This window comes from Nostoc sp. (genome assembly GCF_036917195.1).
Lineage (GTDB): Bacteria > Cyanobacteriota > Cyanobacteriia > Cyanobacteriales > Nostocaceae > Nostoc.
Map to the genome: position 1 here is coordinate 28,588 of NZ_JBALDG010000041.1, position 22,864 is coordinate 51,451.

Annotated in this window: 12 protein-coding genes and 1 pseudogene; 5 read left to right on the top strand and 8 right to left on the bottom strand. The window is 42.6% G+C overall.

Going from position 1 to position 22,864, the window contains the following annotated elements:
• Positions 1 to 35: 35 nt before the first annotated feature.
• On the bottom strand, positions 36 to 656 hold the full coding sequence (locus V7K40_RS14540) for a CP12 domain-containing protein (protein WP_334960737.1): 621 nt from the start codon (positions 654 to 656) through the stop codon (positions 36 to 38).
• 427 nt (positions 657 to 1,083) lie between these two features.
• Here V7K40_RS14540 and V7K40_RS14545 point away from each other — a divergent pair, with 427 nt between their 5' ends.
• On the top strand, positions 1,084 to 2,388 hold the full coding sequence (locus tag V7K40_RS14545) for a hypothetical protein (protein ID WP_334960687.1): 1,305 nt from the start codon (positions 1,084 to 1,086) through the stop codon (positions 2,386 to 2,388).
• Positions 2,389 to 2,422: 34 nt separating this feature from the next.
• Here V7K40_RS14545 and V7K40_RS14550 read toward each other — a convergent pair whose 3' ends face one another.
• Positions 2,423 to 3,103 carry an S-layer homology domain-containing protein gene (locus tag V7K40_RS14550; RefSeq protein WP_334960689.1) on the bottom strand — a complete coding sequence of 227 codons (681 nt, stop codon included), beginning with the start codon at positions 3,101 to 3,103 and terminating at the stop codon, positions 2,423 to 2,425.
• A gap of 153 nt (positions 3,104 to 3,256) precedes the next feature.
• The gene (locus V7K40_RS14555; RefSeq protein WP_334960691.1) at positions 3,257 to 3,736 is read right to left on the bottom strand and encodes a hypothetical protein; all 480 of its coding nucleotides are present in this window, start codon (positions 3,734 to 3,736) and stop codon (positions 3,257 to 3,259) included.
• A gap of 192 nt (positions 3,737 to 3,928) precedes the next feature.
• Between V7K40_RS14555 and rpiA the strand changes: the two genes are divergently transcribed.
• Positions 3,929 to 4,636: a ribose-5-phosphate isomerase RpiA gene (gene rpiA, locus V7K40_RS14560; RefSeq protein ID WP_334960693.1), complete on the top strand. Its 708-nt coding sequence runs from the start codon at positions 3,929 to 3,931 to the stop codon at positions 4,634 to 4,636.
• 146 nt (positions 4,637 to 4,782) lie between these two features.
• Here rpiA and V7K40_RS14565 read toward each other — a convergent pair whose 3' ends face one another.
• Positions 4,783 to 9,144 carry a DUF4347 domain-containing protein gene (locus tag V7K40_RS14565; RefSeq protein ID WP_334960695.1) on the bottom strand — a complete coding sequence of 1,454 codons (4,362 nt, stop codon included), beginning with the start codon at positions 9,142 to 9,144 and terminating at the stop codon, positions 4,783 to 4,785.
• Positions 9,145 to 9,839: 695 nt separating this feature from the next.
• On the bottom strand, positions 9,840 to 14,081 hold the full coding sequence (locus V7K40_RS14570; protein WP_334960697.1) for a DUF4347 domain-containing protein: 4,242 nt from the start codon (positions 14,079 to 14,081) through the stop codon (positions 9,840 to 9,842).
• A 495-nt stretch (positions 14,082 to 14,576) separates the two neighbouring features.
• On the opposite strand from V7K40_RS14570, the gene V7K40_RS14575 reads away from it, so the two are divergent.
• Together V7K40_RS14575 and V7K40_RS14580 are read left to right on the top strand one after the other, a co-directional pair.
• A complete protein-coding gene (locus tag V7K40_RS14575; RefSeq protein ID WP_334960699.1) occupies positions 14,577 to 16,814 on the top strand; it encodes a hypothetical protein in 2,238 nt (745 codons plus the stop codon).
• 13 nt (positions 16,815 to 16,827) lie between these two features.
• Positions 16,828 to 19,143, top strand: a complete 2,316-nt coding sequence (locus V7K40_RS14580) for a hypothetical protein (protein WP_334960702.1) — start codon at positions 16,828 to 16,830, stop codon at positions 19,141 to 19,143.
• Here the strand turns inward: V7K40_RS14580 and V7K40_RS14585 are convergent.
• The 3 genes and pseudogenes from V7K40_RS14585 to V7K40_RS14595 all read right to left on the bottom strand — a co-directional run.
• Positions 19,118 to 19,963 carry a methyltransferase domain-containing protein gene (locus V7K40_RS14585; RefSeq protein ID WP_334960704.1) on the bottom strand — a complete coding sequence of 282 codons (846 nt, stop codon included), beginning with the start codon at positions 19,961 to 19,963 and terminating at the stop codon, positions 19,118 to 19,120. The genes V7K40_RS14580 and V7K40_RS14585 overlap by 26 nt on opposite strands.
• Before the next feature lie 37 nt (positions 19,964 to 20,000).
• Positions 20,001 to 21,203, bottom strand: a complete 1,203-nt coding sequence (locus V7K40_RS14590; RefSeq protein WP_334960706.1) for an FtsW/RodA/SpoVE family cell cycle protein — start codon at positions 21,201 to 21,203, stop codon at positions 20,001 to 20,003.
• 314 nt (positions 21,204 to 21,517) lie between these two features.
• Positions 21,518 to 21,736 (bottom strand): annotated as a pseudogene (locus V7K40_RS14595) (ATP-binding protein); the annotation flags it as partial.
• Between the two features lie 82 nt (positions 21,737 to 21,818).
• Between V7K40_RS14595 and V7K40_RS14600 the strand changes: the two are divergent.
• The gene (locus V7K40_RS14600; protein WP_334960708.1) at positions 21,819 to 22,574 is read left to right on the top strand and encodes a hypothetical protein; all 756 of its coding nucleotides are present in this window, start codon (positions 21,819 to 21,821) and stop codon (positions 22,572 to 22,574) included.
• The last annotated feature ends 290 nt before the right edge of the window (positions 22,575 to 22,864 follow it).

Here is a 22,864-nt window from a genome sequence, read left to right on the forward strand (position 1 = left end):
TCTTTGCCCCCTTCCTCTTCATCCCCACACCTCAATTACGGATGATAACTTCGACACTCTGGTGCATCTGGGTTTTCCTTGCAGTATTCTTCAAAAGAGACTTTGGCTGATACCATACCCTCAGATTTCTGATGAGCTGCTTCTGCTTGAAGTTCTTCTACCTCATCCCAGGCAGCTGCACAGGCTTTAGAATAAGCACCTTGTCCGGTGCAAATAGACCGAGCCTGCTCAATGGCTTTTTGAATTCTCTCCTCCAGCAGTAGGGCTTTTGGAGCTTCTACAAAGTCGCTTTTGGTCAAAATGTCGGTAATCGAGATGATACCCAACAGCTTGCTTTGAATCACAGGTGCTCGATGAATACCAGTGTTAGCAAATAACCGCGCTACATATTCCACACCCAAATCAGGATTGACCACAATGCAGGGCTTGCTCATAATTTCGTAAACCCGTACTTGCTTTGGGTCTTTACCGTAGGCTGTTACCTTATAGACAATATCCGTTTCTGTGACAATGCCATAAGCATCATTGTCATAGCGACGATCCACAACCAGCGCCCGCAATTTTTTTTCCTTCATCATCCCTACCGCTTCAGCAACAGTCGCCGAACCGCGAATGGTAACTACATCTTTGGTCATGATATCTTCAGCTTTCATCATTGCTGTAGTCTCCTGGTTAATAGTACGGTGCAGCATAGTGCTCTCAGAGGCGTATCGAAGCATTGCAGCGCACAGTTTGCTAACTAGAAAGTAAAAACAGTTGAACTTTTGTCCCGCCACAACAATAAATTAGACCAGTTGTCAACTCCTGATGTTATCCAATGTGACCAATAGCCAAAAACTGAGCATGAATTACCATAACTTTCTAGAAAATCTTGCCAAAGGACTCCAGCCGCTAAAAAGTAAATTTTTGACTACTACATGTCTATTGGTAATGACTAATAACTGATGGAGAAGTTAGGATGAAATTACTATTCAAACTTAAGTTGAGATATTTTCTGTTGAGGAAAGCAAAAGCATTAAACAGCAACGCTTTCAACTTTCGTCAAGTTTTTCCGATTTTGAGTAAATTTCAATTACCAATCCCATGCCAAATCGTCATTATCCTCCCGCCTACTTACGCTATCTCAAAGCCAGGTTATGGAATCTAGGGCGACCTGGTTTTTGGGTAACTGCAATTTTTTTATCTATAGTAGGGCTAGTAACCTGGGAATACTGGTCAAACCCAGATTTTTTCGTTTATAAGCAAAAAAACCAAGTCGCTTCACAACAGCCTGCTGATTCCTCACTGTCAGCAGAAGACCGAGCTATTGCCGCAGATATTGATAACCTGCCAGTTTTGTTTAATGATTTTGACCAAGCAACTGTCTCATTAACGCCAAATACCCCTAATGAAAACACTGAGGAAAAGAAAAGCAAAGGCTTATTAGAGGATGTAACTAACAAACAAAAGTCTGGTAGTGATACCAAATTAAATCCTGGTTTAGGCGTTAATGGCGACGCCTCCCCAGCCGTGAAAAATCCCTTTGTTGTCCAAACAGAAAATTTATTGCGAACTGGGACGGTTGATAGTAATAACCAGTTTCTAGGTCTGAAGACCTTAAATACAGCGTCTGAACCAACAGAGGGGGAACAAACATCCTCTACCCTGGGTATTGGATTCACTAATCAAACCAAAAAAAATCAAAATTCTGTCTCCCTTAGCCCTCTGCAAGCAGCACTCAACCAATCAACAAACCAGAAATCGTCTAGCTTCAATGGGATCACTGCAACTCAGACAAATCCCTTGGGCCGAGTCTCTGACTCAGGAACAACGTTAATGCCACCCATCAACAGCTTACCCAGTCAGAATTCTCTACCAAGTACTGGGTTAACTGCTGGGAACGGCTACACGTCAACGGGTACGAACTTACCACAAAATCCCTACAGTAATTTAAATAACGGTCAGGTATTGCCTAGTAATGGGTTAACTACTGGTACAGGTTATACGTCAACGGGTACGAACTTACCGCAAAATCCCTATAATAATTTAAATAGTGGTCAGGTAGTGCCTAATGTAGCACCAGTGACGCCCCCAGTTACCTCTGCCGCACCAACTAATATTTCACCTTACTCTAGGCAGATTCCGAGTCAAGGCGTTGTCACCCCAATAAACCCTGTGGGATATGGGAATTATGGCTTGCAGCAGCCAACGCAACTACCACAGTCTAATTATGGGAATTATGGCTTGCAGCAGCCAACGCAACTACCACAGTCTAATTATGGCTTGCAGCAGCCGACGCAACTACCACAGTCTAATTATGGGAATTATGTGTTGCAGCAACCAACACAGTCTAATTCCTTATATCTTCGCCAGATTCGAGACAAGTATAGAAGTCCTGGTCAAAACTGATTTTAAACACGTCGCTTAACTGAATAAAATTCAGTTAAGGAGATTGTCGGCTATCTGGAATAACCGGAATTTCTGGTGTTTCGGGTTGTCGCTGTTGTCGTTGCAAATATTTACTCAATACATAAGCCATATCCCCACGGGTAACAGGTTTTAATGGGGAAATATTTCCTTGAGCATCTGTGTTAAGAAATCCCTCACTAGCCACTGTAGCGATCGCTTTTCTAGCCCAAGCTGGGATAGACTTTTCATCTGGATGTGAAGCCAGAATCTCATTAACAGCGTCATCAGGAAACTGAAATACACCATAAGCCTGGGCGAAAATAGCAAGAGCTTCTGCCCTTGTCACCTTTTGATTAGGGAAAAATTCATTGCCCCGATACCCTTTCATAATGTCAGTTTTTAAGACTGTCTGTATATCATTAAACGCCCAATGAGAAGCAGGAACATCTGGAATAGCTAAATTTTCTTTGCTAACAGCTTGTCTTTTATTTAGCTGAAATGCTTTTACCATAATTGACGCTAATTCGGCCCTACTCACTAACCTTTCTGGATAAAACTTGCCATCGGAAAAGTTTGTCATCCATTTGACAGCAGTTACCTGTTGAATGGAATCAGATGGGATTCCAGAAGTAGTTTCTGGCACTTGAGCTTGAGCAATTGCTGGTAAGTTTTGTAGTAGGGCTACTAAAGATAGAGTAATTGAAAGCTGACGCATTATAATAACCACTTTTAGCTGCTAAATGAATTTAAAAAACTACGTTATTGAGGTTAAGGCGAAATTTGGTATTCCTAATAACCTGTAACTTAACTAGTGACGAATTTAGACTGGGTAATGTTGCTCCCGCTACGTAGCGTGTAGCTATAAATTTTAAAAATTAGGACTGTGTTCAGAATCCCAGCACTTCCCATCATGCCAGACTCTACTAGTGTGTTCACATTCTGATTTATCCTCAATCCAAGGAATTGAAGTAGGGTAATACGAGGTAGATATGGGAGTAAGTGAAGACAATGCAAAAGAAAATATAGTGTAGCTACAAGCCGATAGAATGATTAGAAATCCGATGAGGAACAAGATATTGGCTGGAGTCCAAAAAGGATATAAACCTTTTTCAGAGCGTAAACGCGCTTTAGAGCGACGTTCTGAACCTGCTAACAACACCAGATAAAACCTTAATCCGGGAATTGGCACTGAAACTCTTATGTCTAAAGCATGACGGGTCCTACCCCGAGAGACAAAACCCCTTTTTATGGCTTCTAATTGCTCCACCGTGAAGGTATTTGCTACTTCCGGGGCAATCTCAGCGAAAAGTTGCTCAAAAGTAGAAGCAGTGTACTGTGGCTTATTCATAATCTTCGTATATTAATATACACTATTATTACATTGGTCATCTCCTTTGTCCCGGACACTATGATGTTTTATTTTTTGGAAGTGCCTAATCAAGGAAGTAGAAATTAGCAAAAACTTGTTTTTTACCTTTCATCTTTTGACGTTATCTGCCCACTACTATGGACTATAGTCAGTTTTTCAGGAGTTTTGGGAATGACAGCAACAGATCCCGTAAAGTTGATGAAGCAAGAAGTTGGCAAAGCCGCCGCCGCCCTGGTAAAATCTGGTTCCATCGTTGGGTTGGGTACGGGGTCAACTACAGCATATACGATTCAGTTTTTGGGCGATCGCCTCAAGTCTGGTGAACTCAAAGATATCATTGGTATACCTACCTCGTTTCAGTCAGAAGTGCTGGCGAAGCAGTATAGTGTTCCTCTCGCCACCTTGGACGCTATCGACCACATCGATATTGCCATTGATGGTGCAGATGAAGTTGATCCGCAGAAGAATTTGATAAAAGGCGGTGGTGCAGCACATACCCGCGAAAAAGTCGTAGATTACCTGGCAGAACAATTCATCGTCGTGGTGGATAGTGGCAAGTTAGTAGACCGCTTGGGTTCTAGTTTTGCTGTACCTGTGGAAGTGATTCCAATGGCAATTACTCCTGTTACCAATGCCATCAAAAAACTCGGTGGTAAACCAGAACTCCGCATGGGTGTAAAAAAAGCTGGCCCAGTGATCACTGACCAAGGAAACTTTGTCTTAGATGTCAGATTTGACTCTATTGAAGATCCAGTCAGCCTAGAAAAGACATTGAATAACATTCCTGGCGTTTTGGAAAATGGTATCTTCGTTAACTGTGTCGATTTAGTTTTGATTGGTGAAGTCAAAGATGGTCAGCCATTAGTGCGGCAATTGTAAAAGTTCTAGATTTTGGATTTTAGAAACATCTAAAATCCAAAATCTAGCAATAGATATCTCCAGAAATTAATTATGCGTTATCCAAAACCCTTATAGAGACGTAGCAGTGCTACGACTGTTTTTCTACTACAGGCTATAACTGAGCGCTAGACGATGACGTTAGTACCGATTACCAGATTTGTAGCCGTGAAATTATTCAAAGTTGCCAAGGTATAATCGAAACCACCATTACCATAGGGAAAGTAATTAACTTTTGTAGCAGTACCCGATTGCACAAACTGTAGATAGCCATCAGCGATAGGATTGCTGCCAGTGTAGCCGCGATTCTTAAACACGTTACTAAGAACTAACTTATCATCACTCGGATTAAAGTCAATAATCGTATTATCAGCGCTATCAGTTTGATAGATAAACTGGTCATTACCACTACCGCCGTAAAGGATATCATTATTCTCAACAGTACTAAAATAATTATCATCACCAATAAGGAGGATGTCATTACCAGCACCACCACTGAGGTTATTGCTACCTTTACCGCCAATTAAGATGTCATCACCAGCACTACCAACCAGGGTATCGTTACCATCACCACCGCGTAGCAGGTCGTTGCCACTCAAGCCATTGATGTAGTCATTACCCCCCTGACCATTAATCACATCAGCTGAGTTGTCAAAGCCATTGACATTGTTATTTAGGTCATTGAGAAAGGTGACTGTGTTTTTGTTGAAGATGCTGCTTTGGGTGGAGTTGGCATCGAAGACATCAAAGCTGTCACGAATGCTACTTTCCCCATCAAACAAGATATTGCCCAGTGCCGATAGGTTGTCTAGGTTTTCTAAAGGAAAGTTTTGCAGGATAACTTTGTCATTAGCCACCCCATCAAAGGTGACTTCCAGATTGTTACCATTCTGGGTGAGTCGCAGATTTTTGGCAGTTAATCCACTACCTTGGAATTTCAGGGTATCCAATTCGCTAACGATTGCTGCGGAGGGATTTGAGCCTTTACCTAACCCCCCGAAATCGGTGATCGTATCAACACCCTCACCTAAGTTGTAAACAAATTTATCCTTGCCGCCACCACCAGTTAGGACGTCGTTGCCTTGATTACCTGTGATCGTATCATTCCCGCCTTGACCGTTAATTATGTCATTGCCTTGATTACCTGTGATGGTATCATTCCCGCCTTGACCGTTAATTATGTCACCATAGTTCTTGCCCGCGAGATTATCAGCGCCATTGGTTCCATTCAGATCGTTGAACTCTAATGCACCAATATCAACTGTACCCTGAGATATTCTATCGAATCCAGCGCCACGTTGGTCGGTGGTAAAGCCTGCTGGAATCAAAGCATTTTTGCCTGCGTTAATCGCGGGACTATTCTCAAGTAATGCATGAGTCAAGGTTGCACCACCGTTATTTTGCAGGGGGGTGAGTTTCGGGTCAATGGGGTTGGCGCTGGTGCCAACGAGGGTACTGGTGGTAAAACCAGTACTACCAGTCCTATTGCCAATCAAGTTACTGCCGAGGTCAGTGAAGCTACCGGAAACGTCGCCCTGTAAGCCAAAGTTGCCTGCAATGATAGTGTTGCCAACAATGACACTACCATTAGAGTCATTGAAAACGCTGCTACCCTGGCCACCATAAGACAGGCCATCACTGGTATTATATGGATAAATTTCATTATTAGTAATAGTGCTGTTGGTAAGAGTAAGGGTGCCTTTGTTAGAGATGCCGTTGCCCTGGATGTAAGATTTATTGCTAGAGACAGTACTATTGTTAAGGTTGAAGGTGCCACTGTTAAAGATGCCGCCGCCGTTGACCGCGATACTGTCAGAGACTGTGCTTTTGGTTATGCTGAGGTTGCCTGTGTTATAGATGCCACCGCCGTAGCTATCTTCTAAATTTGGACCACTGCCGTCGCGCTCAATACCTGATATGGTTTGCAGGCCATTACTAGAGACAGTACTTCCCGTTATGCTGAGACTGCCTTTGTTGAAGATACCGCCACCATAAGTATCTGCCGTATTACCAGAGACAGTGCTTCCCGTTATGCTAAGATTGCCATTATTAAATATGCCGCCTCCTAATGACGACCCCCGATTATCAGAGACAGTAGTATTAGTCAGGCTAAGGCTACCTCTGTTAAAGATACCGCCTACCAACCCACTATTGTTAGATACAGTGCTATTGGTCAAGCTGAGGCTAGCATTGCTATTGAGCAGAATACTACCAAAGCCATCATTAGCATTAGCAATTTTCAAGTCATTAATGCTTGTATCTGTTCCTGTACCTGATATCTCAAACACGCCAGAGGCATTATTCCCACTGATAGTGAGGTTAGATACCCCAGTTCCCAAAATAGTTAGATCATGGGTAATCGTCAATTTCCCAGAGGTGAGGGTGATGATATCTGGGGTGGCATCGGTGAAGACGCCTGCAAAGGTAATCGTATCTGCCCCAACAGTAGCATTGGCATTGAGAATAGCCTGCCGCAACGATCCTGCTCCGGAATCGTTAGTATTAGTCACTACTGTGTCAGTATTAACAGGTGGTGGGCTAGTGGACTGGACTTCATAAGCACCAATATCCACCGTCTCGTCAGATATTCGGTTAAATCCAACGCCCCTTTGGTCAGTAGTAACACTACCAGGAAATAGAGAATTATTGCCTGCATTAATAGCGGGACTACCGACAAGTAAAGCATCAGTAAAAGTTGCACCGCCGTTATTTTGTAGAGGGCCCAGTTTGGGGTTAATCGGGTTGGCACTGCTGCCAACTAGGGTACTTGTGGTCAATCCGGTGCTACCAGTGTTATTACCAATCAGGTTATTGCCGGAGTCAGTGAAGCTTCCAGCCACGTCAGGGTAGATATTAGCGGAGGGGGATTTATCGAAGTTGCCTGCAATAATGGTGTTCCCAACAGTGATAGTTCCACCATCGTTGAAAACACCGCCACCATCGCCAGTACCATCGCCGTTTGAGTCAGCTGTGTTATTGGTAATCGTGGTGTTGATAAGGCTGAGAGTGTCGTTGTTATAAATACCGCCACCGTCAGAGGTTGCCTTATTACCAGATACAGTACTGTTAATCAAGATTGCTGAACTTGAGATATCAGTATATGAATCATGGTAGTGTGAGTTAGAAATGCCTCCTGCCGTATTCCTAGAAACACTGCTATTGGTAAGTCTAAGAAAGCTGCCGGAGTTATAGATGCCATAATATCCTGTATTGTCAGATACACTGCTATTGGTGAGGCTAAGGGAAGCAGAGTAAGAAAAATAAGCGCCAATAGCCTCATTAATGATGCCGCCTAGCGTATTGCTAGAGACACTGCTATTAGTTAGACTGACTGTACCACCATCATTGTCAATACCAACTCCCGTATTTCCTGTATTGCCAGAGACACTGCTTCCCGCTAGGTTGAGGAAGCCATTATTAGCTATCCCGCCTTCTCTATTGTCAGAGACACTGCTTCCTGTTAGGTTGAGGATGCCAGAGTTATAGATGCCACCTCCCGTATTGCGGGAGACAGTGCTGTTAGTGAGTCTAAGAATGTTACCGGAACTGACATAAATACCACCGCCATCATTGGGATTGCTATAGCTATTACCATTAGCAACGGTCAAGCCATCAATCATGGCATCTGTTCCTACGCCCGATATCACAAACACCCTGGAGGCATTATTGCCACTCACAGTCAGCTTCGATGCCCCAGTCCCCAAGATGGTAATATCATCGGTAATCGTCAGCCATCCAGAGGTGAGGGTAATCACATCTGGGGTAGTATCAGTGAATACACCCCCAAAGGTAATGGTATCATTCCCAGGACTGGCATTGGCTAAGTTAATTGCCTCCCGCAGTGTGGTGATGCCGTTGTTTGCATTCCCATCATCCGTATCTCCGGTATTATTCACCGTGAACGTTGCCAATACTCCTGCGTAAGCTTCTCGCGTCGTTTCTGCAAAGGCAAGATTTACTTCCATCTCAGCAGTGCGAACTTCTAACTCCCAGTTCCCACCCAATGCTGTATTACCAATCAACTGACCAGAAGCGGCAATATTCGCTTTTGTGAGTTGGTGCAGTTTTTCAATAAATTCTGCCCCCGCATCACCAAAAGCCACTTTGCAACCATAGATGAGTAAGTTGCAGGGATTATCGCTTTTAGCAGAGGCTAAAAATATTTTCTGCCATTGTTGCAGTTGCTGGCTGTATTCTTTGAGGGTATCAAGTCCTAAATGCGTGTTCCCCAATTGTAAACAACCTGGGGCACCGTGACAGACAAGATGAATATCAGTCAAATTCTCGCCAGCGTAACTACCCAGAATTTCCGTAATTTGTTCTACACCGTTGTCTGTCGAGTCAAGCAAAAATACTTGGGTATTATCAAGCACGCCATTGACTAAACCGCTATAGTCTTCAACTGCCGTGTCGATAAAAACTAGACTGTCGGTATTGGAGGTGAAAGTTGCGGGATTTACTTGCAAGCGTGAGGTATGTAACGTTGCCATTTTGTTACTTTGAGCTTATGTGATGAGGGAAACTCAAACCGACTTCAGCCTTGTAATTACAGGGTTTTCACACAACTATCAATAACTCAAAAAACTATACTACTAATTCTTTTCCCTTTCGTTGCTATTTTCTAGCAAGTTGCCGCTTTTGTAAAGCGATCAAACTATGTAATTTTACTAAGTTGCTCAACTCATATTTTGCATGGTCATCAAAAATCAGATTTTATGCTAGTTTTCGAAGATGTCTAATAACTCCTGTTCATCAAAACACCAATTTAACTAAAATTCATAGTCTTTATCGCCTCAATGTGCGTAGTTTACCGCCGTAGGCATCGCTGCTTTGCCCCCGTCTTGCCCAATAATTCTTAAATCGCCCTTTTCGTCTAACTCTGCATTATCAATTGTGAAGTTTCTCTCGATTTTTCAAAAAGCCTAATTTTAGCTGGCGTGGTTTGGGAACATCCAAAAAATAAAATGCCCAGCTGTTTCAATGATACTGTTGGCAAAACCAAGTATTTTGGTGCTTTTGCCCTTCAGGCAAAAGCGACAACTGGGCATTTTATTACTTGTCCTTGAGAGTCGTCTTTCGTTATAATTTTTTGTCTCGATTAAATCTACTGCGTGTCTTATTCTCTTAGAAAAAAGTGGCAAATCACTTGATTATTAAGACAGTCGCTACAGGCTATAATTGAGCGCTAGACGATGACGTTAGTACCGACTACCAGATTTGTAGCCGTAAAATTATTCAAAGTTGCCAAGGTGTAAACAGAATAAGGACCAGCAGAGTAATTAACTTGTGTAGAAGTACCCGATTGCACAAACTGTAGGTAGCCATCACCGATGGGATCGCTGCCACTATAGCCCACGCTCTTAAACAGGTCGGTAAAGATTAACTTATCCTGGCTTTGATTAAAGTCAGTAATGGTATCACCGGAATTGTTTAAGGTTTGGTAGATGAACTGGTCATTACCGCTACCGCCAGTCAAGATATCGTTATCTGCACCACCAATAAGAATGTCATTGCCAGCACCGCCGATAAGACTATCGTTACCTGCACCACCAACAAGGATGTCATCATCTGCACCACCAAGCAGGGTATCGTTACCCGTACCACCGCGCAGCAGGTCTTTACCACTCTTGCCGTCGATGCGGTCATCACCCCCCTGACCATTAATCACATCAGCTGAGTTGTCAAAACCATTGATATTGTTGTTCAGGTCATTGAGAAAGGTGACTGTGTTTTTGTTGAAGATGTTGCTTTGGGTGGAGTTGGCATCGAAGACATCAAAGCTGTCACTAATGCTGCTTTGCCCATCAAACAGGATATTGCCCAGCGTTGATAGGTTGTCTAGGTTTTCTAAAGGAAAGTTTTGCAGGATAACTTTCTCATTAACCACCCCATCAAAGGTGACTTCCAGATTGCTAGCATTTTGGGTGAGTAGCAAATTTTTGGCAGTTAATCCAGTACCTTGGAATTTCAAGGTATCCAATTCAGCAATGACTGCTGCCGAGGGATTTGAGCCTTTACCTAACCCACCAAAATCGGTGATCGTATCAACACCGTCACCTAAGTTGTAAACAAATTTATCCTTGCCGCTACCACCAGTTAGGACGTCGTTGCCTTGATTACCTGTGATGGTATCATTCCCGGCTTGAGCGTTAATGATGTCACCATAGTTCTTACCCACGAGATTATCGGCGCCATTAGTTCCATTCAGCCTGTTAAACTCTAATGCACCAATATCAACTGTACCCTGAGATATTCTGTCAAATCCAGCGCCACGTTGGTCAGTGGTGATCCCTGCTGGAATCAGAGCATTCTTGCCTGCGTTAATTGCAGGACTATCCGCAAGTAATGCATGAGTCAACGTTGCACCACCGTTATTTTGCAGCGGGGTGAGTTTGGGGTTAATGGGGTTGGCGCTGGTGCCAACGAGGGTGCTGGTGGTAAAGCCTGTGCTACCAGTGCGATCGCCAATTAGGTTGTTGCCGACATCGGTGAAGTTGCCGGAAACGTCAGGGGTGAAGATAAAAAGTCCAGAATTTGTTATGTTGGGTGCCATATCAAAATTGCCTGCAATGACGGTGTTCCCAACAATAACAGTCCCATCAGAGTTATTGAAAACGCCCCCACCGTCGCCTATATCCGCCACAAAGCCTTTTGATGTGTTATCTGTAATGGTGTCGTTGGCAAGGCTGAGAGTGCCGCTATTATAAATGCCACCGCCGTCGTAGTATGCACTATTGGCAGAGACAGTGCTTCCCGTCAGGCTAAAAGTACCTGAGTTAGAGATGCCACCGCCGTCTGCGGCACTATTATTAGAGACAGTGCTGCGAGTGATATCAACGCTGCCTAAGTTATAAATGCCACCACCAAAGGATGGATAAGGGTCAGGACCTCCCCGATTAAGACCACTAGCGAACGCGCTATTATTGGAGACAGTGCTTCCTGTTATACTGAGCTTGCCTATGTTGAATATACCACCGCCATAGGCAGGGTTGAAACCTACGTATGCATTATTATTAGAGACAGTGCTTCCTGTCAGGCTAAGGTTGCCTTTGTTAAAGATGCCTCCGCCTAAGGACGAACCGCTATTGCCAGAGACAGTGCTTCCTGTCAGGCTGAGAGTGCCTCTGTTAAATATACCGCCTACCACCCCCTTATTGTCTGAGACAGTGCTTCTTGTCAGGCTAAGGTTGGCATTACTATTGACCAAAATACTGCCCAAGGGGTCATTAGCATTAGCAATCTTCAAGCTATCAATGCTTGCAGCTGTGCCTGTGCCCGATATCTCGAACACGCCTGAGACATTATTCCCGCTAATAGTGAGGTTAGATGCCCCAGTCCCCAAAATCGTAATATCATTGGTAATCGTCAATTTCCCAGAGGTGAGGGTGATGATATCCGGGGTGGCATCGGTGAACACACCCGCAAAGGTAATCGTATCTGCCCCAAGAGTAGCATTAGCATTGAGGATAGCCTGCCGCAATGACCCTGCCCCAGAATCGTTGGTATTAGTCACCACTGTGTCAGTATTAACAGGTGGCTTAGTTGTGGGGGGCTGGACTTCATAAGCACCAATATCAATAACACCGTTGAATATTCGGTTAAATCCAGCACCGCGTTGGTCAGTGGTAATTCCAGTCGTCACTAAGGAATTCTTACCAGCATTAATAGCGGGACTACCCGCAAGTAAGGCATGAGTTAAGGTTGTACCACCATTATTTTGCAGCAGTCCAAGTTTAGGGTTAATGGGGCTAGTACTTGTGCCGACGAGGGTGCTAGTGGTAAAGGCAGTGCTACCAGTATTATTGCCAATCAGGTTATTGCCGGAGTCAATCAGTTCACCACGCACGTCGGGGTTTATATCACCGGAGGTGGAGTTGTCGAAATTGCCTGCGATGATGGTGTTACTAACTTTGACGTTGCTACTACTAATATACCCAGCATTATTAAAAATACCTCCACCATTACCAGTACCATTACCATCTGAGTCAGCTGTGTTGTGATTAATTGTGGTGCTGATTATGGTGAGTTCGTTGTTTCCCACGTAGGCATTGCCATTGTATATGGCACCGCCATCTTCTAACGCTGTATTGCCAGAGATGGTGCTATTAGTTAAAGTAGCTGAACCGGAAAAATAACTACCATCATCTCCGTTAAAAATGCCACCACCGAATTTTGCACTATTGCCAGAGACAGTACTGTTGGTCAGCCTGAGAGTACCGCCTTGATTATAGATACCACCACCGGAGTTTGCCGTATTCCCAGAGATACTGCTATTGGTTAGGCTAAGAGTACCAGTTTTACCACTAGAACCGTCATTAAAAATACCGCTTCCCCCGGTATTGCCACGAATACTGCTGTTAGTTAGGCTGAGAGTACCACCATTATAGATACCGCCCTGTGTATTGCCAAAGACGCTGGTGTTAGTAAGACCGAGGATACCACTGTTAGAAATGCCACTTTCTGCTGTATTATCAGACACGCTGATGTTAGCTAGGCTAAGGATGGAATTTCTATTAACCTTAATACTGCCGCTAGCGATCGCCAAGCCATCAATGATGGCATCTGTCGCTAATCCCGATATCTCGAATATTGTAGAGGCATTCTTGCCACTCACAGTCAGCTTCGATGCCCCAGTCCCCAAGATAGTCACATCATCGGTAATCGTCAGTTGTCCAGAGGTCAGGGTAATCACATCTGGGGTAGTATCACTGAATACACCCCCAAAGGTAATGGTATCATCCCCAGGAGTGGCATTGGCTAAGTTAATTGCCTCTCGCAGTGTGGTGATGCCGTTGTTCGCATTTCCATCATCCGTGTCTTTGGTATTATTCACCGTGAACGTTGCCAGTACTCCTGCGTAAGCTTCTCGCGTCGTTTCTGCAAAGGCAAGATTTACTTCCATATCAGCAGTGCGAACTGACAATTCCCAGTTACCACCCAATGCTGTATTCCCAATCAGGTGACCAGAAGCGGCAATATTCGCTCCTGTGAGTTGGTGCAGTTTTTCGACAAATTCTGCCCCCGCATCACCAAAAGCCACTTTGCAACCATAGATGAGTAAGTTGCAGGGATTATCGCTTTTGGTAGAGGCTGAAAATATTTTCTGCCATTGTTGCAGTTGCTGGCTGTATTCCTCGAGGGTATCAAGTCCTAAATGTGTGTTCCCCAATTGTAAGTAACCTGGGGCACCGTGGCAAACAAGATGAATATTAGTCAAATTCTCGCCAGCCCAACTCTCCAGAATTTCCGTAATTTGTTCTACACCGTTGTCTGTCGAGTCAAGCAAAAACACTCCGGTATTATCAAGCACGCCATTGACTAAACCGCTATAGTCTTCAACTGCCATGTCGATGAAGACTAGACTATCAGTATTGGAGGTGGAAGTTGCGTGATTTAGTTGCAAGTGTAAGGTATGTAGCGTTGCCATTTTGTTACTTTGAGCTTAGGTGATGAGGGAAACTCAAACCGACTTCAGCCTTGTATTACAGGGTTTTCACACAACTACCGATAACTAAAAAACTATACTACTAATTACTTTCCCTTTCGTTGCTATTATCTAGCAAGTTGCCACTTTTGTAAAGCAATCAAACTATGTAATTTTACTAAGTTGCTCAACTCATATTTAGCATGGGCATCAAAAATCAGGTTTTATGCTGGTTAAACCTGAAAACCTCAATTTTCCGACCATAAACCCGGTTTAGCAAGTTTTGTTGGGAATTGTACCAGATATGCAATTGATGAATTTGGATTTGAATATATAGCTTTTCTGAAAATGAATTTTATAAATTGACAAATTTATTACACAATATTGAATATATACATTTGAATAATCAAAGCAAAAGAACTATTGTGACATTTTCGCAGATATTAATTTTTTAAGAGTCTTAGTCATGCAAAATATTAAAGAAGTATAAATAATAGCATGGAAAAAAGTGTTATTAATGCCAGTCTTTCTACTCAGAACCTAACCTTTCGTCCAGGTGATACTCCTGTCTCATTTGAGGTAGCTGTCAATAATGACAGCGATCGCTTTGTCAATTTTCAGATAGAAGTTACCGCAGCAGGAGAAACCCGGAACACAGGATATCTCTGGTATCGACTCGAACCAGAGGTGGCAGCAGCGAAGCCACCAGGCAGTAGTACAATATTCCAAGTCTTCATATACAATACACCCATTCCGGGATTTGTCGGTACTGTCAACCTGATGGTGAAGATTTTTTCACCGCAATTAGCACAGCAGTCAAGACTTGTGCTGAGGCTAAAAATCGAGCGAGACAACAGACCAACACATTTAAGTGTGGAATTGCCTGTGCGAGAATTCCAAGTTTATCCCCGAAATTCTGTAGATATACCAGTTCGGGTGCGGAACTTGGGACAACAACCTACCGATGTGGTACTACGTTTTACAGGCGTTGATCCTTCTTGGCTAACAGGCAGTACAGAACGCCGATTATTCTTAGAAGCAGGTGGTTTAGCAGAAGCGACATTCCAATGCCAACCTCCTTCTGTAGTACAAGCGCCCAGTCAAAATTATCCTTTTACTATTGAAGCTGTTAGCAATAATGGTTATCCAAGTAGTGCTGAAGGTAATATTGAAGTCTTGCCTGTGGGTTTTATAGACTTTGGTATTACACAAAAACACCTGAAAATTCCTAGTAAATCGGCATGGTTGCCTGACTGGAAGTCTGATACAGCTTCCTTTGAATTACTATTTAAAAATGCTAGTAACCTCAATCAGGAAATTAATCTACAAGTGCAGGGTAGAGACTGGCGAAAATGTAGTTTCAAAAAGCTTCCCGAAATTACCAATCTCCATCTAGCAGAGACAAGTAAAGTCATCCTTGATGTTAAAACAAAACGCCCTTGGTTAGGAATCGGCAAAACTTTGTTGCTGGAGGCCAAATCTGAATTATCCGACCAACGTTTAGGGAGTACAGACCCGGCCACGCAGACATTAGAAGTGGAGGCTCTGCCAATTATACCTCTATGGCTACAGCTGGCTGCGATCGCATTATTAGCCGCACTCCTAGCATGGATACTGCAACCAAGAGATGTAATGCATACACGTTCTGTGAATTCAGTGCGTTTTAGTGGCATTGGTTTATCTGTGGTCAGTGGCTCAGATGATTGCACCTTAAGACTTTGGAGCATCGGTGCTGAAAGGTTAGACCCCGACGATAGAGTAACATATGTTGGGCAGCCTGTTGCTTGTAATAAAGCGCAACAGCCCAAAGGTTTAATGGCGATTACTGACGACGCTGTAGAAGTCTTACGCTTCATGCCGTTACAAAATGATCGTGTTGCTGTTGGTTTAGATAATGGTGTAATTGAACTAAGAGATGTCCCCTCAGGTGCAAAGATCAGTGAACTTCAAGACTTTAAAGATCCTAAAGCAAAAGGCGATCGCGTCTTTGACCTAGCTTTCACCTCAAACTCACTTAACTTATTCAGTGGTTATGGCAGTGGTAAAGTTAGATTATGGTCAAGACCAGCGTCTAACACTGATTTTCTGCCAGAACCGCGAGAAGTTATCGACGTACAAAGTACATTGAAACTATCAGGTTTCCAAGTCCGGGCATTAAATCTCAGCCCAGATGCAAAAACTTTAGTAATTGCCGGAAACTTTAAGCGTTTTATATTATGGCAGTGGAATCGAATTCAATCTGATAAACAATTCCCAGGTTTATCAGTCCAAAATCTAGAAAAACTAGATCCATTAGTTGGGCGTGAAGACTATATTTGGGGATTAGCTTTTGTTCCTAACTCGGCAGAAAAAATCTTAGCAACCTCCGATTCTGCGGGATTCATTACGATTTGGAATTTAAATCAGTGCCAAACTATCAAAAATCCGAATCCGCAGGAAAAAGTTAATGAACTTAATTGTTCGCCACTAGACCGTTGGCCAGCATCAAAAACATCTGTGCATAGTCTGGCATTTAGTGATGATGGTAGTCTGTTAGTAAGTGGTGGCGATGATGGACGAGTAGTGGTTTGGTACTTAACCTCCGAACATAAGCTCGACAAAACAAAGGCAGCAGAAGGTAAAACAATTTACCAAAGCTCTAAAAAAATCAATAGTATCGACTTGAAAAGTAATCAAGGAACCATGATTGTGAGTGGTAGTGAAGATTTTCAGGTCAAACTACACCGCATCAAATAAGGGAGTCGATCACATGCAAGCTAAATTCAATCCACTAGAAGTTATTATCAACCCACCTGGAATTCAATTTGGGATGCCAGGAGATACCATTCAACTGTATGTTGTTGTAATCAATCAGGGAGACCAGAGTGCGGTTATTGACTTATATTTTGTTTTTGACGAAGTATTTCAAAATTTAATCGGTTGGTCTAGTTCTCCTAGAGAAAGTTTAGCATTAGCTCCCCAACAGAATAGTGACGAAATAACATTTGAATTTCAAATCCCCGCAAATGCTCTCCCAGGAACCTATGACTATACACTAGTCGTAGATTCTCCTCTACATTATCCACAAGACACTCCCGTAACCTTCCCAAACCAAATTAAGGTTTTACTAAAAGAACAGACCGCAATTCGGGTGAATGACCCGACATTTTCCATTAGACCTAACACCAACCCCAGCAAGCCGCTAATTTTCAATCCTAGTCAGCCTCTGCAAGTAGAGGTAATAATTGACAATCGCTCTTATCTGGTAGACAGGTTCCGCTTGAGTTGCCCAGATTTAGATAATGACTGGTTCACAATCAATTATCCTGCAACTGGACTTGAGGGGCCAGGGTTAGTGTCTGATGTGAGTGCACTAGAACTCAACCCTGGTACTCAAGGTCAAATATTGTTGAAATTTCATCCACCTGGAGATACCCTTGCGGGAAGCTATTCTCCAACAATCCGCTTGTATTCGGAAAGCTCTCCAGACTTAGTACTGCTGGATTTGGTGTACATCCAAATTCCGACAAATTATCGCCTAGATATAGAACTTAATACCATCTTGGGACAAGTTAGCCGTAGTCTTGGCAAGTACGAATTATCGCTAGCAAACCAGGGCAATATTGTTCGCGAACTAATATTAAATTTAAAAAGTCGAGACGAAGAAGAACTATATACTTACAAATTTGATCCGACTGAAGTAAGATTATTACCCAATAGAAGTGCTGCCGCCAATTTGACGGTTAAACCCAGACCTTGGTGGCGAAGACCGTGGTTTGGCACAGGGCTAGTAGTCAACTTTCAACTCGATATCAAAGATGAACAAAATTTACCCTTACCTAACACATTGCCTCAGGGAACTTTGGTATGGAAACCCCGTCCTTTGTGGCAATTTATTCTGTTAATTTTGGCAATTTTGGGCTTAATCGGAGGGATAGGATTTATCATTTGGCGAATTTTAAACCCCGATCCTTTGAGATTAGAAAACTTTAGTGCCAATAACCCTCGAATTACTGAAGAGGAGGATGAGGTTACTTTAAAGTGGGACATTCACAATTATCAACAGTTACAAAAGTTGGTTCTAACAGCCAAAAGTTCGCAACCTATTCAGCCTATTACCTATGACTTTAGCAATGGTATTCCTGAAACACTAGGCAAAGGAAGTGTTAATCAAATACCTCCTTGTCAGGTGCAAGAAAAACAAGAGCTAATTTGTAGCAATGTTAAAACTGGAGTGAAAACAAAAGGAAATTACACTTTTGATTTACAAGCCTTTTATCGTAATGGTATACAATTATTTTCTCCAAATACCCAAGTAGTAAGCCAAACAACACAAGTAGAAATAGCTGAAAAACAAATTGCTGAAGTAGTTGGTTTCCAAGCAGATAAACCACTATATACAAAAGGTCAAAATATTCTTTTCAGTTGGACAATTGCTCGTCCATTATTGTTAGCACAAATTCAAATTGCTGGCAGTGCAGATGATGGTACATCCTATGGTCAACAAATTGCTTATAAATTTAATCAAGGTAAGATTACTGACCCTAAACTTCAAAAACTATGTACACAACAAAATCAACAACTACGATGTACAAATATTCCTCTACCAGCAAATAAAGCTGGAAACTTTGCCTTTCAAATCAAAGCTTTTTCTAACAATGGAAGTCAAAAAAATAGTTTAAAAAAGACTGATTCAAAAATTGAAATATTACCGAAACCATTTAAGATTGTCTCTTTTAGAATCAACGGTAGTGAGCAACCAAATCTGGTTCTCAAAGAAGGGGAATTTACTACTCTAAGTTGGAGAGTAGAGGGAGAAAATATTCAGGTTAAACTTCTGCCATACGGCAATGACGTTAAACCAGTTGACTCAATAAAACTTCCAGTCAATCAAGCCTTCCCGCCTCAAATCGCACTGCAAGTTAATGACATATCTGGCAAGCAACAACCCCAGCAAAAAGGATTTGCAATCACAGTCATCAAAAAAGTGGTGCCTACTCCTACTCCTACACCTAGCATTAACCCAATTCCATCTACTCTACCACGCAACAATAGCCCATTTAAGATTCCCTTCCCTCTGAGATAACTTTTTGGGTGATGTGAAAAGCAGAGATATATGAAAGTTGAAGATTGCCTCCAAAATCATCTTTTATGCGATGCCTTAATCCGGAAAATAAAGACTCTTTGTTGTGTGGATCTAATTTTATATATGGCGAGTAAGTATTCAAAAGTGTTAAATATTCATCGACAGTGTAGGTTACTTCTGATATAACTTGTCCAGATATCAAGTCTTTGAATTGCCCCGAATCAATGGCCATATTTCCTAATTGTCTCAAGATATATTCTTGAGTTTCTTGGTCTTCATATCGGTCAAGAGATGGAGTATGTAGTTGATAGACTTGCGATAAACTTTGATACACTTCGTAGCTGGGTTGAAGTTCCTTGTTCCATAATAAAATTAGGTAGCCATTTTCTTGTAGGGCATTTGCAGCTTTTGGATATCCAACTTCTGGTGATATCCAATGAAAAGAAGTTGCTGCTAAGACGGCATCAAATTCAAATGGCTTGAGTTCCCACTCTTCAAAGGATGTGTTATGAATCTCTACATTGGAATACGGTTGACAATTGTGTTGAGCTAACTGGAAAAAATCTGGGTTTGGTTCTAAGCAAATCATTGAGCAACCCAATTGAGCGATCGCTACTGTTGCAGTTCCAGGGCCACATCCCACTTCCAGAATTTTTGAGTCTGTGGAGAGTTGAGCAACTTCCACAACTTGCTGAATCAAATCCTGAGGATAGCGGGGTCTTGCCTTGTTGTAAGCTTCTGCTGCTGGAGAATACCAGTTTTTGCGCTGTTCGAGGTCTGTGCTGGAGTAGCTGATTATTGTTTTTTTTAGGTCTTTCATAATCTATTTAATTTGATCGTGCAAAGAGCGTAGTAGCTCAATTCTTATTTTTCTGAAAAGCTCGGCGTCTGCGCCCATTTTCCAACAGGGGTTTTCGCAACGGTACTACCTCAGCTTCACTACTTTCGCGTGCTACCCGAATCAGCAACCCAGCAGCTATTAAGCTGGCAATCATGGAATTACCACCATAACTAAACATGGGTAAAGGTAAGCCAGTAGTTGGTAAAGAACCTGTAGCAACACCGATGTGAAGCAATGACTGTCCTACCATCAAAATTGTCACGCCGATCGCCACCAATCGATGCACTATATTTTTAGCCTTCAGCGCCACAATTAATCCGAGAGTGGCGAATGTAGCTAAAAGTGCCAACAACACCATACTGCCAACAAAGCCAAACTCTTCGGCAAACACCGCAAAAATAAAATCGGTATCCTGAATTGGTAAATAAAACAGCTTTTGTTGGGAAAGCCCAAATCCGGCTCCCCAAGTTCTACCAGAACCTACGGCTAGTAGACTTTGCACTAACTGGTAGCCATCTCCTGTAGCATCCGCCCACGGATTGAGAAATGACATCACCCGCTTACGCTGGTACTCTTTAATACTGATACTGAGGATTGCCAACATTACTCCGCCAATTGCTGTTCCTCCCAGGTACTTGTAAGGTAACCCAGCTGCTAGGGCAATTAGCCAAATAGTCATGCCGCAAAGTGCTGTTGTACTTAAGTTAGGCTGGGCAAGAATTCCTAAAAGTACTAGACCGAAAATACCCAACCAAGCCAAGCGAACCCGCCAACTGATTCGTTCCCACTGACCAAAAAGCCGCGCACTTTGCAGCACCAAAAAGGGTTTAATTAATTCTGAGGGTTGAATCGGAATTGGCCCGATCGCTATCCAACGCGCTGCGTCAAAAGCCTTCTTTCCCAATCCTGGGATCAGTGTGACGAAAATTAACGCCAAAAACAGCAGCAAAAACCAATGAGATAGTCCCAAAATTTTCTGCAATGGGAAATTAACAATAATATTGAATCCGATTAAAGAAACTAACACCCAAAGTAGTTGACGCTTAAAGTAGTACAGCCCGTCATGATGACGGGCGTCAGCCACAGGATAGGATGCTGAAAATAGCATGATCAAGCCGACGAACAGCCAAATCAACGTTAACCAGCGCAACAACCGCGCTTCTAATGCCCAGTTGGAGACTGAACTATCAAAAATTGGAATCAGGCGGCGTAGATTCACGATCAGTACAGGTAAAAAGTTAGAAATTAGGAGTTAGCAATAAAACTCATAAATCATAATTTATAACTCATAAGTAGGCTTTACAACCATAAATTTTAAAGTTGTCAACTTCAATACACCGCTCGATCAATATTTCTGAGAAATTGCGATCGCTATGCCTGCTGTTCGCGTAGCGTCTCCTAGAGAAGACATCGCTACAAAAAAAGTATCAAATTATATAAAATTTTAGGCGTTGCATAATTGAAGTATGAATTACGCGATCGCCTCAAGCTTGCGGGCGCTACGCGAACGATTTTATGGGGACAAATACCCATTTATTTAATCAAACTCAATGATTTAACGCAATTAACTGGTTGTCTGTCCATAGATAGGGGAACTTCAATCCAGAACTCAGTTCCTTGTCCAGGTTCTGATAAACATGTCAGTGTTCCCCTGTGTTTTTCAACTACAATCTGATAGCTAATTGATAAACCTAATCCTGTACCCTTACCTACAGGCTTAGTTGTAAAAAATGGATCAAACAGTCGTTCCTTGTTATTCCAGCAGATCCGCATTGCTGCTGCGGGTTATATTTCAGTATGTCTGAATAGTCCGATCATTCTTTCAGAAGCTGAAATGCTTAAACGACTACTGGAAGCAAGAAATACTTTGCCGAACTACACAGGAACTGGTCTTTTGATGCTTAAGCGAGAACATACTCTGGCATTTAACCTCTTTCAAAAGAGTGTAGCTGAAGCTTTCTACCAACTAGGAGCAAATGACCTGATTGATGCAGTGGATTTACCAGTCAATCTCCGTATGGTCTACGCTAAGACTGACTCGACAAAGTTGCGTTTACCCTTCGCTAGCTCAAAGTGCCATAGCGATGTCTGGGCAGGTGTTGCCGCTGATGCGACTGTAGTGGTTCTACCACTGTTTGGCGACATCGATAATATAACCATCGAAGCAGGTGAAATGCCCTATGAGATGCAACTACAGGCTATGCAGGTGATGTCAGACTTCGATAAAGGTCGTAATATTCCAATGGTTGTCTCCTACACGGAAGCACAACTGCAACACGGTACGATGTACTTTAATGATGCCCGCGGATTGCATCAAACAGTAAGAAGGAAAACTGAAGGTTTGAGAATTTCAGTAGATTTTCGGTTTCGCAGGAAATTCAATGAAGCTTACCGGCCAATGCTAGCACCTAATATTGGTGGTATTGAAGAAAATATGAGTGTGCCCTATGAAGACTGGCTGAAAGTTGGTAAGGAAACACTAATTGTGTTTGATGAAAGTTTTGAACAAGTAAGGAAAAAACAGAATTCTGGCGCTCCAGTTCCGCTATATACTCGCGGGTATCGCTTTGTAGAAATGTTCAACTTTTAACTTTCATAAATACAAGCAACAAAAAGAAAGAGGTCTAATACCAGACCTCTTTATCAATCTTTATTACCCATAGAGCTAGATTCATAAACTTTGCGATATAGCGCTTCTCGTTTGGATGCAATACACTCTGACCTCTCCAAACCTCTATCCTAAAAGAAGAGAGGCTTTGAATTTTACTCCCCAACGCTACAAGGGTTGGGGCTGTTCTTATTAGGTCTGTATTCCATGCAATTGAGAACCCCTATAGTCAATTTTCCAAAATAAAAGTTTTCCATCTATTGTCCGAAATG

Bases quoted from the DNA above. Each gene is read 5' to 3' on its own strand.
- V7K40_RS14540 (WP_334960737.1), bottom strand. From the start codon at position 656: ATGATGAAAGCTGAAGATATCATGACCAAAGATGTAGTTACCATTCGC.
- V7K40_RS14545 (WP_334960687.1), top strand. From the start codon at position 1,084: ATGCCAAATCGTCATTATCCTCCCGCCTACTTACGCTATCTCAAAGCC.
- V7K40_RS14550 (WP_334960689.1), bottom strand. From the start codon at position 3,103: ATGCGTCAGCTTTCAATTACTCTATCTTTAGTAGCCCTACTACAAAAC.
- V7K40_RS14555 (WP_334960691.1), bottom strand. From the start codon at position 3,736: ATGAATAAGCCACAGTACACTGCTTCTACTTTTGAGCAACTTTTCGCT.
- rpiA (WP_334960693.1), top strand. From the start codon at position 3,929: ATGACAGCAACAGATCCCGTAAAGTTGATGAAGCAAGAAGTTGGCAAA.
- V7K40_RS14565 (WP_334960695.1), bottom strand. From the start codon at position 9,144: ATGGCAACGTTACATACCTCACGCTTGCAAGTAAATCCCGCAACTTTC.
- V7K40_RS14570 (WP_334960697.1), bottom strand. From the start codon at position 14,081: ATGGCAACGCTACATACCTTACACTTGCAACTAAATCACGCAACTTCC.
- V7K40_RS14575 (WP_334960699.1), top strand. From the start codon at position 14,577: ATGGAAAAAAGTGTTATTAATGCCAGTCTTTCTACTCAGAACCTAACC.
- V7K40_RS14580 (WP_334960702.1), top strand. From the start codon at position 16,828: ATGCAAGCTAAATTCAATCCACTAGAAGTTATTATCAACCCACCTGGA.
- V7K40_RS14585 (WP_334960704.1), bottom strand. From the start codon at position 19,963: ATGAAAGACCTAAAAAAAACAATAATCAGCTACTCCAGCACAGACCTC.
- V7K40_RS14600 (WP_334960708.1), top strand. From the start codon at position 21,819: ATGCTTAAACGACTACTGGAAGCAAGAAATACTTTGCCGAACTACACA.